Below are 18,461 nucleotides of genomic sequence, written 5' to 3' on the forward strand. Positions count from 1 at the left end.
TTTGGAAAAACCCGGAAACATTTCGGTTTCGGGTTTTTCACATAAAAAGGATATCGTTTTTGAAAAAATAACCGGCTTAGAAATTCAGGGTCAGGTTCATGCCGTAGGTTCTGGTGGATGGCAACTGCCCCATTTCAATGCCCGGCAAAATAGTAGAACCGTTCAGTGCGGCTGTTTCCGGATCGAACATCGGGAAGTTGGTGATCATGGCTAAGTCACGGCCGTAAAGCGCGAAGCTGGCGCCCTGCACAACTTTGGTTTTGGCCAGGAAAGCTTTAGGCAAGGTATATTCCAGACGCATTTCGCGCAGTTTTAAATAAGAAGCATCAAAGGAATTGGATTCCACGTTGGCGCGGCGGTAGTAATCGGCGTAGTAATCGGCCAGGTTCACTTGCTTGGTGTTCGGCGAATAGGTACCATCACCATTTTCAACTACGCCTTCGCCTACAATAAAACCATCTTCGCGGCCTTTAAGCGTATGTTTCAGTTTGCCTTGCTCGCTCATTTTGTGGTGCGTCTGCGAGTAAACCATGCCGCCATACTGACCATCGAGCAACACGCTGAACTTGAAATTTTTAAACGATACTTCGTTCAGGAAACCACCTCTCCAATCGGCATACACATTGCCAATGTGCTGAATTTCAGCGGGGCGGGCCGGTAAACCATCTTTGGTATAAATGATCTGGCCATCCGGCGTACGCTTAAAGCCGAAACCGTAAATATCGCCGGTTGAGCCGCCTACTTTGGCAATTAAAGTAGCATTTCCGCCCACACCAATTACCTGCTGATCGGTTAAGCCTTCGGCCAATTCCAGCACTTCGTTGTCGTTTTTAGCCCAGGTAGCGGTAGTTTTCCATTTGAAATTTGATTTATCGATCGGCATGAAATTCAGGGCAACTTCCACCCCTTGGTTCTGCACTTCGCCGGCGTTTAAAACGGCACTGTTTACCCCGGTTACCCAATCGAAAGGTACTTCCAGGATCTGGTTTTTGGTGCGGTTCCGATAAACCGCTACATCTGCGCCAATGCGGCCGTTAAAGAGCATAAATTCCAGGCCGGCTTCGTAGCTGGTAGTAATTTCGGGTTTAAAACTATTGTTGAACAGCGTAGTAGAAACGGTTGCCGAGCCTGGAAATTCGCTTTTATCGTAATACAACTGCGTTTTGTAAGGCTCGGTATCGTTACCAACCTGCGCGGCGGATAATCTGGCTTTAGCATAAGAGATCTGGTGCGGCAACGGCAGCAATTCGTTCAGAATAAAGCTGGTGCTTACCGATGGGTAGAAGAACGAATTATTCTGCACCGGAAGCGTGCTCGACCAGTCGTTGCGGCCGGTAATATCCAGGAAGATCTTTTCATCGAAAGTAAGCGAGGTGAAGGCGTATAAACTGTTCACATTTTTCAGGCTGTGGTAGGTGCTCATCATCGGGTTATTAATACCGTTGGAAAGTTTATACACGCCCGGAATTCCCAAACCTTCTACATAGCCGCTAACGCTCCGATACTTAGCTGTCATTTTATTTCCACCTACCGAGAAACGCAGATCGAACAATTCTGAAAGCCGCTCGCGGTAAGTAAGCAAAGCGTCGTTGTTCACCTGATAATCGAAAATACTTTGTTCTTTATAATAACCGCGCTGGAAGTTGGCGGTGCTGTACGGGCGGCGCGTTTCGCGGTCTTCATCGCCCATATCCACGCTGGAGCGTACCATCAGGTCAAATTTCGGGGATATCTGGTACGTTGCGGCTAAATTCCCCACGGTGCTGTAACTGTTCATACCGTTGGTCATTTCATAGGCGATCAGGTACGGGTTATCGATAAAGGAACTGAACGGGTGGATCTGATCGATCTGTTCTTTGCCGTTTTTCCAGATCGGTTCGTACCAGCCCAAGTCCACGTTCGGGTTCTGGAAGATCATGAAATAAGCAATGGACTGGTTGTTGTAGCCGGTGGCCGGCAAGTTGTCGCTTTGCTTGTGCGTGAAGTTCAGTTTGGAGCTAAGTTTCAGCTTGTCGCTTACATTGTAGTTCAGGCTTAAAGCAGCGGTCATGCGTTCAAAACCGGTATTTGGCATGATCCATTCGTTTTTGGAATGCGTTACCGAAGCCCGAACCGAGCCTTTATCGTTGCCGCCTTCCAGCGCTACGCTGTTGGTAACCGTAGAGCCGGTGCGCCAGAAACCTTTGATATTATCTTTGTATGGCCGCCATAGCTGGCGTTCAGCCGATTGTCCCTGAATATTCGGGTCGTACTGGTAATAAGATTGTCCTTCGAATTTCGGACCGAAAGCGCTGGAAGTTCCGCCGGTGCTCGGTCCATCGTCGGAAGCGCCGTAAGAGTAATACAGGTCGCCGTCTTTGTTGAACGCGCGGCCGGTTCCCTGGCCGTATTCGTACTGGTAATCCGGCCATTTCAAAACATCCTGAAAGCTCACATTGGTATTAACCGTTACGCCAATGCCTTTCTTCTTCCGTGAGCCCGATTTGGTGGTGATGATCATAGCCCCGTTGCCGGCGCGGCTCCCGTAAAGCGCCGCCGCCGCCGGACCTTTCAGTACCGTAATGCTTTCAATATCTTCGGGATTTATATCGGAAATACCATTGCCGAAATCTATGGGAACATCGTTGCCGGAACCGGCGCCATACGCGTTGCTTACACCCGAACTGGAAATATTGCTGCTAACCGGCACGCCGTCTACCACGATCAGGGCATTGTTCTTATTCGGATCTAAAGAGTTGTCGCCGCGCAGGTTTATGCGGGTAGAATTTACCGGCCCGGAACCGGAAGAAGTCAGGTTTAAACCGGCAACTTTTCCCGAAAGCGCACTTACAAAGTTGTTGGAACGGGCACCGGTTATCTGATCGCCGCTTACTTCGGTTACGGCATAACCCAGGGCTTTTTTCTCGCGCTCAATACCCAAAGCCGTTACTACTACTTCGTTTAATTGTTTGGTATTGGGAGCAAGTTCCAGATTTACAAAATCGCGGTTGCCTACTGTTGTTTCCTGCTGCTGGTAACCCATAAAACTAATAGCAATCACATCATCTGGATTGGCTGCCGATAAGGTGTAATTCCCGTTGGCATCGGTAATGGTGCCGTTGGAAGTACCTTTTACCACCACGCTGGCCCCGGGCAATCCCTGCCCGGTTTCGTCGGTAATTTTTCCTTTGATCTGAAGACTTTGTGCCAGCGCCGTGCTCCAGCCAACGCTTGCCAGCAAACCCGTGGCCGCCAGTGTTCTTAAAAATCGAGTAACTGTTTTTGATCGCATAACTTTGCCAGATTATTTTCCTGCAAAGCTATTCCGGGGCAGTTAAGCCATTATTATCAGAATTAGATATAAAGGTTAAGAGTAAGGCTGCAACTACCGCAGTGCTTAATATTGCTGTAAAGTTCCGGTTATATTATTTGGGTTTTGGGCTGTAAAAGCATACCGTTTTTAAGAAAATCCTGTAGTTATACAGCTCCTTTTCAGCTTGGCTTTACTACTTTTCAAGCAAAATAGCAAGGCACTTTTTGGGCCGGAAACCCTACCGTTTGCATTGCCAGATTGCCTTTCTATAGCTTACCTTCACGTAAAATACCAAAACCAGGAAACCGAACTAAAAATCCAGAATAACCATGAGTTTACATATAGGCGCCAAACCCGGCGAAATTGCTGAAACGGTATTAATTTCCGGCGACCCGATACGGGCCCGCAACATTGCCGAAAACATGCTTAGCGATGCGATCTGTTTTAACGAGGTGCGGGGTATGCTGGGTTTTACCGGCTTCTATAAAGGCAAATGCATTTCAGTTATGGGTACGGGTATGGGCATACCTTCTACGGCCATTTACGTGCACGAATTTATTCATAGCTACGGCGTGAAAAAGATAATCAGGGTGGGTACCTGCGGCGCTATACAGCCGGAACTGGAACTGGGACAGCTTATTCTGGCCGAGGCCGCTTATACTGATTCTGCCACCCACCGGCTTTATTACCAGGACCCGGACCTGGCGGTTCCGGCCCATGCGCAATTGCTGGAACAAGCTAAAGAAACCGCCGTGCGGCTGCAAATTCAGGTAAGAATAGGCCCTATTTTTACTTCCGATATTTTTTACAGCGAAGACGCAAACCGCTGGGACCATTGGATAAAAAAAGGCGTTTTAGCCGTAGAAATGGAAACCAGCATTCTCTATTCCCTGGCGGCCCGCAACCAGATAGAAGCGCTTACTTTGCTGAGCGTGAGCGATAATATTATTACCGAGAAACTTACTACCGCGCAGGAACGGGAACACGCCAGCCGCGAAATGATGCACCTGGCCCTGGAAATTGCCTGAAAAGGGGTTTAAAAGCAAAACACCCGCCAGAGTGCAGATCTGCGGGTGTTTGGTGGCTAATTATTCCGAAGTATTCTGATCGGTTTCTTCGCCGTTATTCTCAGATTCATCCTGAAAATCGGCTTTGCGTTTCTTTTCTTTCCAGGGTTTGGGTTTATGCTTTACTACTTTGGCATCTACATAGAACACAATTTCTTCGGCAATGTTGGTAACGTGGTCGCCAACGCGTTCCAGCTTCCGGATAATGCCGCCAACTTTTAAGCTCTGGTCTATATTTTCCGGGTGCAACTTCATGTATTCGATGATCATCTGATCGGTATTGCGGTGGATCTTGTTAAGCGTTTTATCCTGGCGCATAACCAGTTTGGCCAGCTGCGTATCTTCCTCCACAAACGCCCGCTTTACTTCCGAAAGCATCAGCAAAGCACCTTCGTACATTTCCAGCACACGGCTCATTTCCAACAGGTCTTTTTCTACCGGCGCATTGGCATCCAGAATTAAACCAGCAATGCCTTCGGCGGTATCGCCAATCCGCTCCAGGTTAGAATTTATTTTCAGAATAGCCAGAATTAAGCGCAGATCTACCGCCAGCGGATTGAACAAAGCCAGCAAATTCTCGCAAAGCTGATCGATCTTCAGGTCGTAGTTATTTACTTTTTTGCCGCGCTTTATTATTTTTCCGGCCAGGGCTTTATCACCGTTTACCAGGGCCTGCTGCCCGCTCTGCACCTGAAACTCCACCAGTTCCCACATCTCGGTAACCTTGGTTTTTATGCGCTTCAGCTCGTTATCTAAATGGCTCATATCTTTATTTTAATTATTGAATGCGGGAAGGATTGCATGAGAGAATAGTTAATGGTTAATGTTTAATGATCAACGGTGAGAGTGAATTCCCGGGGAAAACGGTATCAGCTTCTACCTAAAAAGTCAGTTAATCAATATAGAGAAAAACGCTAAAAGCGAATGAATTTCCCTCATGATCTGCAACTACTTTTTAACCTCAAAACGGTAGCGTTTTAACCTGAAAAACTCCTTCCGAAAAAATTGCTCATTGATTATTATTCATTAACCATTATTCCTTACCCAAACCGGCCCGTTACATAATTCTGCGTACGTTCATCTTTGGGGCTGGTAAACAGGTTTTTGGTTTTACCGAATTCTACTAATTCGCCCAGGTAAAAGAACGCAGTGTAATCGCTCACGCGGCCGGCCTGCTGCATGTTGTGCGTTACAATTACAATGGTATAATTTTCCTTCAGCTGGTAGATAAGCTCTTCAATTTTTGCCGTCGAGATCGGATCCAGCGCAGAAGCTGGTTCATCCATTAATAGTACCGAAGGTTCAATGGCCAAGGCACGCGCAATGCACAAACGCTGCTGCTGGCCGCCGGAAAGTTCAAAAGCTGATTTTTTGAGTTTGTCTTTTACTTCGTCCCAGAGGGCGGCTTGTCTGAGGGAAGTTTCTACGCGCTCTTCGATCAGCTTTTTATCTTTGGTGCCGTTCACGCGCAGGCCGTAAGCCACGTTCTCAAAGATCGATTTCGGGAACGGATTCGGTTTCTGGAAAACCATACCCACGTGCTTGCGCAGGTCATCTACCAGGATATTTTTCTGATAAATATCCACGCCGTCTACCAGCACTTCGCCTTCTATCCGCACGTTATCGATCAGGTCGTTCATGCGGTTAAAGCAACGCAGGTACGTAGATTTACCGCAACCCGAAGGCCCAATAAACGCTGTTACTTCGTTTTTCTTCATGCCCATGGTTATGTTTTTCAGGGCATGAAAATTGCCGTAATATAAATTAAGGTCTTTAGACTCTAAACTATTCATTCTGAAATTTCAGTTAAAAAAATACTTCCTGCCTTTTGCGGTTTTCTGTTTCCGTTTGGAGGGAAGGATTTTCACGATACCCGGTCAATATCATGTCATTCTGAGCAACGTCGAGGAAACTTATGGAGCCGATTTCTGATACTGGCTTTATAAGTTCCCTCGGCTAACGCTCGGGATGACGCAATAAATTTGGACGCAATAAATCTCCTGTCCTCCCCCTACCCCCTCCAAAGAGGGACTTTTCTCCTGCTTTGCCTTGCAAATAAATGCAAGCTTTACATTAATTCATTTTCACTTTCCGTCCGAAATAACCGCGCAGCCAATTGGCCAGCAAATTCGCAATCAGCACGATCAGGATCAAAATAAAAGCCGTGCCGTAGGCCATGGCCCGCGATGCTTCGATGTTGGTGCCGCTGGTGGAAATTACGTACAAATGATACGGCAAGGCCATCACCTGGTCAAAAATGCTGGTTGGCAATTTCGGTAAAAAATAAGCCGCTACGGTAAATAAAATGGGCGCCGTTTCGCCGGAAACGCGGCCGATGGAAAGTATGATACCGGTAATGATATTCGGGAACGCAATGGGCAACACAACTTTATACGTGGTCTGCCATTTGGTAGCGCCCAAAGCTAAACTGCCAATCCGGAAACTGTTGTCAATGGCTTTCAGCGCTTCTTCAGTGGTACGGATCACGACCGGTAAGGCCAGCAAACCCAGGGTCAAGGAACCCGCCAGAATACTATCGCCGAAACCGAATTTATTTACGAACAAAGCCATACCAAACAAACCGAAAACAATGGAAGGCACACCCGCCAGGTTGTTCGTCATCAATTTTATAAAGCGCTTGAGCCAGCCATCTTTGGCGTATTCGTTAATGTAAATGCCGGAAAGGATGCCGATGGGACAGGCAAAAAGTAAGCTGCCGGCAACCAGTAAAAGTGTACCGACAATGGCCGGAAAAATACCGCCTTTAGTCATGCCTTCCTTCGGCATTTCGGTCAGGAAATCCCAGCTGATAACCGAGATACCGTTGATGATGATGAAGGCTAAAATTACGACCAGAATGGCAACTACCAGTAAGCTGAGCCCACGGAACACATTGAATGCAAAACTTTCGCTTCGGCGCTTCGATCGGTTTAATTTCGGATTGCTGGTAAACTCCATGGCTTAGCGGTTTTCTTTCTTTTTGGCAGAAACAAAATCTACCGAAAGGTTGATGAATAAGGTCATTAAAAACAGGATGCAGCCGAGCGCAAAAAGAGCCTGGTAATGAATACCGCCCTGCGGCGCTTCTCCTAATTCTGCGGCAATGGTGGCCGGAATGGTACGTACCGGTTCCAGGAATGTATGCGGAATTACGGAGGCATTACCGGTTACCATTAATACCGCCATGGTTTCGCCGATGGCCCGGCCGATGCCTAAAATGGCCGCCGTAGAAATACCGGAAATGGAATACGGAATTACTACTTTGTAAATAGTTTGCCACTTGGTAGCACCTAAGGCTAAACTGGCTTCTTTCATGGCGCGCGGCGTGGTACGCATGGCATCGTCGGATACGGAAATAATGGTGGGCAGGGCCATAATCCCCAGAATAATGCTACCGGCCAGACCGGTTTCGCCAACCGGCAAGCCGAAGGTTTTCTGAATAAGTGGCACCAAAACTACCAGACCAAAGAAACCATATACTACCGACGGAATTCCTGCCAGCAATTCAATTACGGGTTTCATGGCATTTCGAACACGTTTGCTGGCAATTTCGGCGAGGTAAATGGAAGTGGCTAAACCGAGTGGCAAGGCAATTAAAATGGCACCTAAACTTACCCAAAGCGTACCTAAAATCAGCGGTAAAACGCCCATCTGCACGGCCGGCGAAATGGTAGGGTACCATTCCTTGCCCAGCAGAAAATCGCCAACCGAAATATTTTTCAGCTTGATCTGGTGGCCCTGGAAGTTTTTACTTAAATATTCGTCCGGGAAAAAGGCAATGAGGTTGGGATTTTTGCTTACCAACTCGCTGAGGCGCTGTGGCAGGAATTTAAAATCTTCACCCAGCTGCTCTTCGGAATAATAATCGGTGATATCATCTACCCGGAAAATTTTGATGGGAGCATTGGGGCCGCCAACTTCGTTCCAGTTCTTAATATTCTGGTCGAAGATCTCTTTTACTTCTTTGGCCGAAAGTTCTTTGACCGGGTTTTGGTTGTTTACCGCAATTACGCCGCCTTCGGCCACGGGCTGCTGCGAAAAAATGCCCAGGCCTTCTTTAAAGAGGAACACCACGATGAGCAGCACGGTTAAACTGGTAACCGCGCCGCTCAGCGTAAGAATTCCTTCTATAATGCGTTCGCCAAAATTATGGAAGTAACGTTTCAAGTTTTCGGGCTTAAAAGGATAGCGTTTTTATTTTAAAGGCACGTAACCGGTTTCCAGCACAATTTTCTGGCCTTCTTCCGACATTACGTAATCGATGAACGGTTTCACTTTGCTCTCCGAAGTAGCATCGTAGAAGAAATACAGCGGACGGGAGATCGGGTAAGTTTTGTCTTTGGCGGCATCTACGCCGGGCGCTACAAATGTTTTGCCCTGGTCGTAAGAAACTTTCAGCGCTTTTACTTCTTTGGTTTCGTAAGCTAAACCGATGTAACCGATGGCGCCTTTGGTCTGGCCAACCGACTGCACGATAGAACCGGTAGCCGGCATCATTAAAATATTATTGGCGTAGTTTTTCTTATCCAGCACGTGCTCTTTGAAGAATTCGTAAGTTCCGGAGCTGGTTTCGCGGGAATAAGCTACGATCTTTTCATCGGCGCCGCCTACTTCTTTCCAGTTCGTAATTTTACCGGTGAAAATACCTTCGAGTTGTTCGCGGGTAAGCTCGTTTACTTTGTTGGCCGGGTTTACAACTACGGAAAGGGCATCGTAAGCAATCAGGGCTTCTTTAATGTCCTTTTTAGCGGTTTTGAACTTCAGTTTCTCTTCGGTTTTAAGGTCGCGCGAAGCCATAGCCATATCAGTAGTACCTTCTTCCAAAGCCGAAAGCCCAACGCCGGTTCCGCCGCCTACAATAGTAATGGCGGCGTCTTTGTGCTTCTGCATGTACTTTTCGGCTTCCTGCTGCGCGAGCGGCAACACGGTATCGGAGCCTTTAACGGTTAAAGTTACCGCCGCCGAAGTTTCCGCGCCGTTATCGCCTTCCACATTTTCTTTTTTGGCATCGTTGCCACCGCAGGCACCTAATAACGTGGTTACCACCAACAAAGCCACTACCTGCACTTTTTTCAAATTTTTCATATCGTTTTTAGCTGTTTTAGAATAGCGTTTTCTCTGCTGTTCTGCTATATTAGTAATTGAACTGGGCCTGCAGGCGCAGAAAATTACCGGCCTGGTGGTTGTTCAGGTTTTTTCCGTCTTTGTTAAGGCGGTCGGTCAGGCTATACTGCGCCGTCAGCTCGAAAGCCGGCACCGGTTGCCATTCCACGCCAAGCTCGGTTTCGTGCATTTTCGTAAAACGGGCATCGAGTTCGTTCTTTTTGCCGCCTTCGTAATACTGCACTTTAACAAACGGAATTATCCGTTGGTTTTTAACTTTCAGGTGATACATTGCCTGCGCATAACCGCCATGCAGGCTTTTTAGCTTTATCGTTTTGGTTTCCGGGTCGAACTGCGGGCCTTTACCCACGTTGTATTCGGCCTGAAAGCCAAATGGTTTCGGATATAAAATAAAGCTGGCCGCTGCCCGGTGATCCGTGAAATTTCCGCCTTTTATAGCTGTGCTGCTTAACTGATCGGCGGTTACTGTGTACATGCCGGTATAGGCCTGAATGCCTGGTTCAATGACCTGGCCGTTTTTAAAAGCAATGGGGTAAGAAAGGCGCGCAACCACGTTCAGATTATCGTTGGCTTCCGCTTTATTTGCGGTCTGACCATTGTAGATCCCTAAACCGAAAACGCCGTAATCGCCGCTGCCTTTCAAGGTGCTGTTGGTTAGTTCACTGAACCTTTTCCGGATTTTGGCAGGCGCCCAGTAAAACATTACCCCCAGGTCACGTTCGTTCGGTATGCCACTGTTCAGGGCATCGGCGCGGTCTAAGGTAAGGCGGTTGGAGCTCGATTGCATGTTTTCGAAACCGAAAGGAATTTTGCTTTGTCCTACCCGGAAACGGAATGCCTTGGCCGAATCCAGCGCCAGATCGAAATAAGCATCGCGGAGTTGCGCAAAATGAATGGATGAACTGCCGGAAGGGGTAGTAGCCAGATCGGGCTGAATGTAGATATATACCCGGTCGCTAACGCTTCCGCTGAATACCAGGCGCGCGCGGCGGATCAGGAAACCACTTTTCTCGCCAATAGATTTGTCGTACTCAGACTTGAGTTTGGAATTGGTTTCAAGTAACCGGTTATACCGGATCTGGGTGTAGCCGCGCAACGAAATATTCTGGTACCATTTCGGAAGCACAACTGGTTTGGGTTTAATATTATCGGGGCTTGGTGCGGTGCGCAGCGAATCTTTTAAAGCAGGCGGCATAACCTGCGCGGTTGCATTTCCGGAAATCAGGACGAAAGCAATCAAAATACTGAAGCAGATAAAGTTTCGCAGGTTTCTGGCTACGAACTGACATGCGGGTGAAAACATGTGATCTTAATTTTAAATGTTCTACCGGAATGAGAAGCAGCATTGGTTAGTCAGGCGCAACACTGTTTCAGCTAAAAGCTATTTCATTCCATTTTTTACTGTTGCAAAGTTCGGCTTTCTGAAACCGACAGCAGTTAAGAGTAAATCATCTTATTATTAAGAAAATGTTAACAGGAAGGCGAATTGTTAAGGGAATGTTAACTGCAAACTTAAAGCTTTAATTATGAATTAGTTATAAACACCAAAGACCGACAACAACAACTTCAGTTTTTAGCTTTAGAAATTGCCGGAAGTTTAGTTGTCATCCTGAGCACAATTGAGCGCTCAGGAAGACAGGTGTATTTATGTTTGTTACTTCAGCATTTTTTCCGGTCAAAACCATAACGTTTTTCCCACAAAAAAGCCGCCCCGGAATATTCCGAAGCGGCTTGACTTTTTTTAGAATTCACAATAAAGGTAATGTCATCCTGAGCACAATTGAGCGCGGGAGCGCGAAGATTGCGCGCGTAGCGCTGAAGGACCTTGTCGGCTTTGAGCAGAAATGACTTTTTTAGCCGGAAACCATAGCGTTTCCGACATGAATCCAAACCTCACACGTCTTGGAGACCTGTGAGGTTTTCATTTACCAGAACCTACTGCGCAACTTTTATCGCCTGTCCATCGCGCAATTCTTCCGACGCTCTCAGTACTACTTTTTCGCCTTTTTTCACTTCCCCGAAAACTTCAACCAAAGTATCTACGGTCATACCTTTTTCCACAGTTACCCATTTGGCTTTGTTGCCTACCGTTTTAATTACGAAGATCCGTTCGTCGGAATTTACTACGCTGGTGGTTGGCACGAATAAGGTCTCATGGCGGCGGACTAACGGTAATTTCACTTCGGCGTACATGCCGGCTTTTAGTTCGCCGGTTGGGTTGGGTACGTCAAATTCGGTGAGCATTACACGGGTTTTGTCGTCTACGCTGCCGGAGCTGCGGCTGAAGGGGGCGCTGAATTCCTTGTTTGGGATGGCGTTTACGGAGAACATTACCGAAGTATCGCGGTTCACTACGTTGGTATATTTTTCCGGAATGGCAATGGTTAAACGCAGCGTGCTTTGGTCTTCTAACTGAAACAAAGGTTCGCTTCCGGAGCCGCCAACCAACGCGCCCGGACTGATGTGGCGTTCGGTGATGGTGCCGGAAAATGGCGCGGTAATGGTTAAATAATTCACCAGCTCGGCTTTCGATTTAAACACCGATTTTGCGGCTTTCAGATTTCCTTCGGCGTTCACTTTGGCGGCGCTGTCGGCTTTCATTTCGGCTTCGGCTTTATCTAACTCAATTGGCGCTACGGCCCCGGCGATCTGGTTGGCTTTTAACAAGCGCAGGTAATTTTGCTTGGAAGCATAGGCGCGGGCTTTGGCTTCGTTTAAGGCTCCTTCGGCGGCGCGCACAATTCCTTCGGCCTGGGCGAAATCGGCGCTGGTTTCGGGGGCGTCTAAGATGGCGAGCACTTGTCCTTTTTTAACGCGGCTGCCGCGATCCACTTTTACTTCGCGCACAAAACCTTTCATTTTGGCGTAAATAGCCACTTTATCCAGCGGAAATAATTCGCCGGGCACTACAATGGGTTTGTGCGGTTGCAGGCTTTGTACTTCCGTAACTTTCACGGTTGGCGTGTCGTCTTTGGGTGTTTCTTTAGCAGTGGCTTTTTCGTCTTTTCCGCAGGCAAACAGCCCGCAGATCAGGAGGGGTAAGAAACAATATTGGTAAACTTTCATGCTTTTTGAAGTTTTGAATACTCGTAATATTTGCTTTCCGGATCGCCGGGATCCAGCGAAACGGAATCGAAAGATGCTTTGCGCTGCAGCAGCGTGAAAATGGCCGGCAAAATCAGCAGCGAGGCGAAAGCCGAAACCAACAGACCGCCAATTACGGCCTGGCCCAGCGGTGCGATCTGGTCGCCGCCTTCACCGAAGCCCGAAGCCATTGGCATCATACCGGCAATCATGGCAATACTGGTCATTAAAATGGGGCGAACCCGGTTAAGCGAAGCGGCTATGGCGGCGTCTTTCGCGTCTTTCATTTCCAGGCGCAGACTTTCGGCTTTGGTAACCAACAGAATGGCGTTTGCCACCGAAACCCCCACGCTCATGATCAAGCCCATGTAACTCTGCAAATTGAGGGTTGCGCCGCAAAGTAGCAGCAATAAAAGCGCGCCCGCCACCACCGCCGGAACGGTAGAAAGAATGAGCAGCGACAGCCGGAAACTCTGGAAATTGGCCGTTAAAATGAGGAAGATCACCACGATCGCAATAAGCAAACCGCCCTGCAAACTGCTTAGCGTTTCGTCGAGCAAGGTGGTCTGGCCTTTCAGCTCTACGGTTACGCCTTTTGGCGGATCGCCGGCGCGTTTTATGGCTTCCTGCACTTCTTTACTGGCTTTTCCCAGATCCGTGTCGTGTAAGTTGGCGCTTACGGTTACCAGGCGGTTGGCGCCGGAACGGTCGTATTGCGCGGGTTCTTCGGTTTGGTGGAAGGTGGCTACGTCAGATAAAACCGGGTTCATGGCCTCCTTCTGCAAGGGAATGGCACCCATGTCTTCCACGCTCGTCATCTGGTTGATCGGGATCTGCACCTGCACCTGGTAACCAAGGCCTTTATTACGATCGAGCCAGATGTTCTTATCTGTAAAGCGGCTCGACGAAGTGGCGGCAACCATACTTTGCGCAACCTGGCTGGACGTTACACCCATCTGGCCAGCACGTTCGCGATCAATTTCCACTTTCAGCACCGGGTAATTCAGCGGCTGAGCAATCTGTACGTCGCGCAGATATTGTATTTTCTGCATTTCAGCCATTATTTTCCGGGCGAATTTCGCGGCTTCTTCAATATCGCGGGCACCTACGCTTACCTCTACCGGCGTGTTGGAACCAAGGCTCATAATTTTATCTACCAGCTCCATCGGCTCGAAGGAAATGGCAAGTTCCGGCGCGTTCTTCTTCAGGTTTTCGCGAAGTTTTTCTTTCAGCAAGTCCATTTCAACATTGGCAGCTTTGGCAATGGCCACCTGCATTACGGCTTCATGCGGACCGCTGTTGAACACGAAAATGTTGGACGTACCGTAGCTGGAAGGAACCGTTCCTACGAAGGCCGAAGAAATTTCCACGTTGCCTTCGCCCACTTCTTTTTCTATTGCCTGCAACACTTTAAGCGTGGCTTGTTCGGTGCGTTCTACGCGGGTGCCGTCCGGAGCTTTAATGCGCAACTGGAACTGGCGGGAATTTCCGCGCGGCAGAATATCGGTGCCAATAAAGAAGAAACTCAGGCCGATAACCGCGAAAGCTGCCAGCAAATAAACCGTAGTCCAAAGTTTGGCGCGTTGCGTTACGTTCGTTAAAACGCCTTCGTACTTATCTTTAAAGCGCTCGAAGAAGGGTTTCCTGTCGTTTTTTCCTACGGTTTTTTCAGCTTTACTTCCGACTTTTTCAGTCGAATTCCCTATCGTTTTTGCTGAATTTCCTTCGACTTTTTCGCCCGATATCTCTATCGTTTTTCCTTCATCTTCAACTGAAGCCGGCAATAATTTCTCCGGATCGGTTTCGACTTTTTCGGTGGAAAGTGCTACCGTTTGGGTTGACGTTAATCCGGAACTTCCCGCAGGGATCCAACCGGGTTTTTCACCGGAATTCCCTATCGTTTTGGCGTCGTGATCTTCATCGTGTTTGTGGTCTTTTAAAAGCCAGTTTGCCAATACCGGAACGAAGGTTTGGGAAAGTAAAAACGAAGCGATCATGGCAAAACCAACGGCTAGGGAAAGCGGTAAGAACATGGATTTCGGTACGCCGGACATGATGAACGAAGGCGCAAAAACGGCGAGTACGGAAATTAAAATAAGGAATTCCGGGAACACGATTTCCTTACAAGCATCGCGAATGGCAATTACTTTCGGCTTGCCTTGTTCTAAGTGCTGGTGAATGTTTTCGATGGTAACCGTGGCCTGATCGACGAGAATACCAATTGCCAGCGCCAGACCAGAAAGCGTCATGATGTTGATGGTTTGCCCGAATAAATTCAGCAAGATTACCGCGGAAAGCAACGAGATCGGGATGGTGAGAACCACGATGATCACACTTCGCCAATCGCGTAGGAAAAGCAGCACCATTAAACCGGTTAAGATCGCACCCAAGGCACCTTCAATTACGAGGCTTTTCAGGGCGTTGGTAACGTAAGTACTCTGGTCGAATTCGTAGGAAATTTTTACGTCGTCGGGCAGCGCACTCTGGAATTTAGGGAGTTCCTTTTTCACGGCATCCACCACATCTAACGTAGAAGCATCGGACTTTTTTACTACCGGAATGTATACCGCGCGGCGGCCGTTCACCAAGGCGTAACTTACGGTAATATCGGCGGCATCTTCCACGGTTCCTACGTCGCGCACAAAAACGGTGGGGCCAGAACCGGTCCGAATCGGGATATTCAGGAAGTCTTCGGGTTTGTCAATTAAAGCGTTTACGGGCGTCATCACGGCTTTGTCGCCGAGGCGCACGTTACCGGCCGGCGATGGCTGGTTATTGGCAATAATGGCCTGAATAATTTCGTCGGCGGTAAGCTTGTAGCTGCGCACCAGTTTCGGGTCGATTTTTATGACGATGGAACGCTGGTTACCCCCGAACGGCGGCGGACTGGACGAACCTTCGATCTGAGAGAACATGGGCCGGATACGCGAACTTGCCATTTCCTGCAACTCCGCCAAACTGCGCGTTTTACTCTGGAACACCAGCTGGCCCACCGGCACCGAACTCACGTCGAAACGAATTACCTGCGGCGGCTGCATCCCTTCGGGCATGTAAGCTTTGGCGCGGTTCACGTTGTTCGCAACTTCGGAGGCGGCCTGCGCCATGTCGGTTCCGGGATAAAAATCGAGGCGCATTAAACATAAGCCCTGAATGGTTTTAATGTCCACGTTCTTGATGCCGGAAACGTACAAAAAGTGGTCGCGGTATTTCGTAGCCACGAAGGCGTCCATTTCGTCGGCGGCCATACCACCGTAAGTTTGCACAATGAAAATTCGGGGCAAATCGAGGCTCGGAAAAATATCTACGGGAATGCGGAAAAGGGAAAGCACGGCAAAGAAAACGATCCCGAATACTGCTACCAGCACGGAAATAGGTTTTCTTAAAGCACTTTTTATGATCTGAAACATAGCGTTTTTTAAGCTGAAAAAATTATTGAACCTGGTTCAGGAAGATGGAAAGATCGCCGGTGCTGGCCGCTTCCTGCAGCAGCGAACGCCAGGCATTTATGTAGGCAATGTAGCGGTCGGTTTCGGCGCGGTTAAGCGTTACCAGGCTTTGCGTGAAGGTCGGTAAATCAGTCAAACCACTGGCGTACCTTGATTCGGCCTGCCGGAAACCCGCCTGCGCAGCCTGCAATTGCAACGGCGCGACTTTGGCCTGTTCCATGGAAAGCTGAAATTGCATATCCGATTCCCTGAGTTGGCGCGTGAGTTTGAGTTGCTGCTCTTTGTAAAGTTGTTCGTAGCGTTTCTGCTGGAAATTCTGGCTTAAATAATCGCTTCGCACCTGGAAATAATTGCCAATATTCCAGCGCACCGCCGCCCCGAACATGTAATTGTAAACCTGGTATTGCGTGCCGCTGCTGAAGTCCGTTCGGTATTCGCCGGTCTTGTTAGAAACGCCCGAACCCCGTCCCCAGGCCGCTCCCATTAAAGTGAAAGTTGGGTAGAACGTGCGTTTAATGGCAATGGCACGCTGCTTGCTCAGTTCGGTTTGCGATTGGTAAAGCCGGAGCAGCGGCGTTTGGGTTATGTCGTTCTGTAAATAGCTTTGCGGGTTGGGCAAACGGCTGAAAAAAACCATGGAATCGAGGTTTAGATCTTTCACTTCGCCGGTAAGTTCGGCTAGTTTATAAAGCTGCGACCGTTCGTTTTTTTCGGCTTCTAATAGTTGAATTCGGGCGCGGGCAACTTCGGCATTGGCCAACGAACTATCTACGCCGGCGCGCAAACCCGAAATGGTAGCTGCATCAATGGCCTTTTTAAAAGCTTCGGCGCGTTCTAAATTATGGCGTTGCGTTTCTTTCAGGCGTTGGTTTATCAGCACTAATAAATACGCATCGGCAATTCTTATCTGGTGTTGAAAAAGCTCGTTCTCGTACTCCAGGTTCACGGTTTGCTCTTCGGCTTTGGCCGCGATTATATCGGCTTTCACTCTTCCGAAACTGAACACATCCCACTCCAGAATAGCCGTGGAAAGCGTTCCGAAGGCACCTTTGGTAATGTTTTCTTCGCGGTCGCCGCCAGAGGGGTTTATAGTAGTTCCGTTGTTTGAATAGTAAGGACCTACCACGTTATTTCCCGTGCCATAAGTATATTGGTGCTGCAGGTTGAGATCGGGCAAATAACTGGCGCGGGCGGAAGCCACTTTCTTTTCGGCGCTTCTCACGTTGTGCTGGCGGGCTTTCAGGCCGGGGTAATTGGCTTTGCCTGTTTCTAAAGCCTGGTTCAGGTTTACGGTTTGCGCGGTAGCGGAAAAGCACTGCAAAAACGATAGGGCTACAAGCAGAAAAACTGCTTTGATTTTGCTTTCAACCCGAAGCTTAGTGCCTGGGGCTGAAAAATGATATTCCGGGATTGGAACAGGATTACTTTCTGATAACATATTTTCCGGTTTAACTGTTGTAAGCGTTTCGTTTGACAAACCTATACGGCAAAACAGGAAAGAAATGGGAAGTAAAATTTATTTTTTAATCTGGTTTTAATCAGGCTGCATTACCTTTACCGCACAGAAACTACCCCGGAAATTTCCAGTTCAGACCTTTAAGTTTATTCTTGCTCATGCCTTCCGCAATTTTTCCTTACAAGAAAATTTTCTTCGCTTTTTTCCTGCTGTTAAACGGTATGGTTTTGAGCTCAAAAAGTCAGGCGCAGGGCAATCCGCCGCGCGTTATCGACCCGAATTTTAACGGCTGGCTCAGCTACAGCGGCGATCATAATTTATCGGGAAACTGGGGCCTGCACGCCGAATTTGTAATGCGCCGCTATAAACTTTACAAGCACCCCATGCAGGTTATGCCGCGGGTTGGCGTGAATTACAACATTGGCAAAAACATTATGCTTACGCTCGGTTACGCGTACGTGCATACCTACCCGTATGGCGAATTTCCGGCTTCCGATGATTTTCCGGAACACCGCAGTTACCAGCAATTTTTCTTTAAAGGCAACGTAGCTTCGCTTTTCTTTCAGCACCGCTACCGCATCGAACAACGCTGGATCAAACACGCCGGCCGCAAAGATTTTCTGTACACCAACCGTTTCCGGTATAACCTGCGGGCTTCGCATCCTTTCAAAGGCACCACCATCGATCCGAAGGAATTTTATGTGGCCGCCGCCAACGAAGTTTTCATTAATGCCGGTAAGAACGTAGCTAACAACATTTTCGACCAGAACCGCGCTTCGCTTTTATTTGGTTACCGCTACACCAAAGAACTGGCTTTCGAACTCGGTTACCTGAATCAGATCGTGGCGCAACGTAACGGTTTCCGCTTCGAACACAACCATACGCTTATGGCCGGCATTACCTTCAACTTCGATTTCCCGGCCCGTACTATTGATAACGAACCAGCTCCGGCACCTGCCCCGACAGAGAATTAAAATAAGCGAAAACAAAAA

At 48.3% G+C, this 18,461-nt stretch carries 12 protein-coding genes; 2 read left to right on the forward strand and 10 right to left on the reverse strand.

The features are described from left to right. Nucleotides 1–76: 76 nt before the first annotated feature. Nucleotides 77–3,271, reverse strand: coding sequence for a SusC/RagA family TonB-linked outer membrane protein (locus tag ACFPIB_RS11335; protein ID WP_378017573.1), 3,195 nt, complete (start codon nucleotides 3,269–3,271; stop codon nucleotides 77–79). A 350-nt stretch (nucleotides 3,272–3,621) separates the two neighbouring features. Here ACFPIB_RS11335 and deoD point away from each other — a divergent pair, with 350 nt between their 5' ends. Further along, nucleotides 3,622–4,320: a purine-nucleoside phosphorylase gene (gene deoD, locus ACFPIB_RS11340; protein WP_378017574.1), complete on the forward strand. Its 699-nt coding sequence runs from the start codon at nucleotides 3,622–3,624 to the stop codon at nucleotides 4,318–4,320. Nucleotides 4,321–4,380: 60 nt separating this feature from the next. On the opposite strand, the gene phoU is transcribed toward deoD, so the two are convergent. From phoU to ACFPIB_RS11385, 9 genes are all read right to left on the reverse strand, one after another. Further along, on the reverse strand, nucleotides 4,381–5,124 hold the full coding sequence (phoU, locus tag ACFPIB_RS11345) for a phosphate signaling complex protein PhoU (protein WP_378017575.1): 744 nt from the start codon (nucleotides 5,122–5,124) through the stop codon (nucleotides 4,381–4,383). A gap of 275 nt (nucleotides 5,125–5,399) precedes the next feature. Next, the gene (pstB, locus tag ACFPIB_RS11350; protein ID WP_378017576.1) at nucleotides 5,400–6,152 is read right to left on the reverse strand and encodes a phosphate ABC transporter ATP-binding protein PstB; all 753 of its coding nucleotides are present in this window, start codon (nucleotides 6,150–6,152) and stop codon (nucleotides 5,400–5,402) included. Nucleotides 6,153–6,432: 280 nt separating this feature from the next. Next, on the reverse strand, nucleotides 6,433–7,317 hold the full coding sequence (gene pstA, locus ACFPIB_RS11355; protein WP_378017577.1) for a phosphate ABC transporter permease PstA: 885 nt from the start codon (nucleotides 7,315–7,317) through the stop codon (nucleotides 6,433–6,435). 3 nt (nucleotides 7,318–7,320) lie between these two features. Further along, the gene (pstC, locus tag ACFPIB_RS11360) at nucleotides 7,321–8,526 is read right to left on the reverse strand and encodes a phosphate ABC transporter permease subunit PstC (RefSeq protein WP_378017578.1); all 1,206 of its coding nucleotides are present in this window, start codon (nucleotides 8,524–8,526) and stop codon (nucleotides 7,321–7,323) included. A gap of 27 nt (nucleotides 8,527–8,553) precedes the next feature. Further along, a complete protein-coding gene (locus ACFPIB_RS11365) occupies nucleotides 8,554–9,444 on the reverse strand; it encodes a phosphate ABC transporter substrate-binding protein (RefSeq protein ID WP_378017579.1) in 891 nt (296 codons plus the stop codon). Between the two features lie 49 nt (nucleotides 9,445–9,493). Then, nucleotides 9,494–10,786, reverse strand: a complete 1,293-nt coding sequence (locus ACFPIB_RS11370; protein ID WP_378017580.1) for a porin — start codon at nucleotides 10,784–10,786, stop codon at nucleotides 9,494–9,496. 632 nt (nucleotides 10,787–11,418) lie between these two features. Further along, a complete protein-coding gene (locus ACFPIB_RS11375) occupies nucleotides 11,419–12,549 on the reverse strand; it encodes an efflux RND transporter periplasmic adaptor subunit (RefSeq protein WP_378017581.1) in 1,131 nt (376 codons plus the stop codon). Then, nucleotides 12,546–15,974 carry an efflux RND transporter permease subunit gene (locus tag ACFPIB_RS11380; RefSeq protein ID WP_378017582.1) on the reverse strand — a complete coding sequence of 1,143 codons (3,429 nt, stop codon included), beginning with the start codon at nucleotides 15,972–15,974 and terminating at the stop codon, nucleotides 12,546–12,548. Before ACFPIB_RS11380 ends, ACFPIB_RS11375 begins: the two co-directional genes overlap by 4 nt. 22 nt (nucleotides 15,975–15,996) lie before the next feature. Beyond that, nucleotides 15,997–17,334 carry a TolC family protein gene (locus tag ACFPIB_RS11385; RefSeq protein WP_378017583.1) on the reverse strand — a complete coding sequence of 446 codons (1,338 nt, stop codon included), beginning with the start codon at nucleotides 17,332–17,334 and terminating at the stop codon, nucleotides 15,997–15,999. A 293-nt stretch (nucleotides 17,335–17,627) separates the two neighbouring features. Here ACFPIB_RS11385 and ACFPIB_RS11390 point away from each other — a divergent pair, with 293 nt between their 5' ends. After that, the gene (locus tag ACFPIB_RS11390; RefSeq protein WP_378017584.1) at nucleotides 17,628–18,443 is read left to right on the forward strand and encodes a DUF2490 domain-containing protein; all 816 of its coding nucleotides are present in this window, start codon (nucleotides 17,628–17,630) and stop codon (nucleotides 18,441–18,443) included. The last annotated feature ends 18 nt before the right edge of the window (nucleotides 18,444–18,461 follow it).

It is taken from the genome of Adhaeribacter terreus (assembly GCF_042657365.1).
GTDB classification, from domain to species: Bacteria; Bacteroidota; Bacteroidia; order Cytophagales; family Hymenobacteraceae; genus Adhaeribacter_A; species Adhaeribacter_A terreus.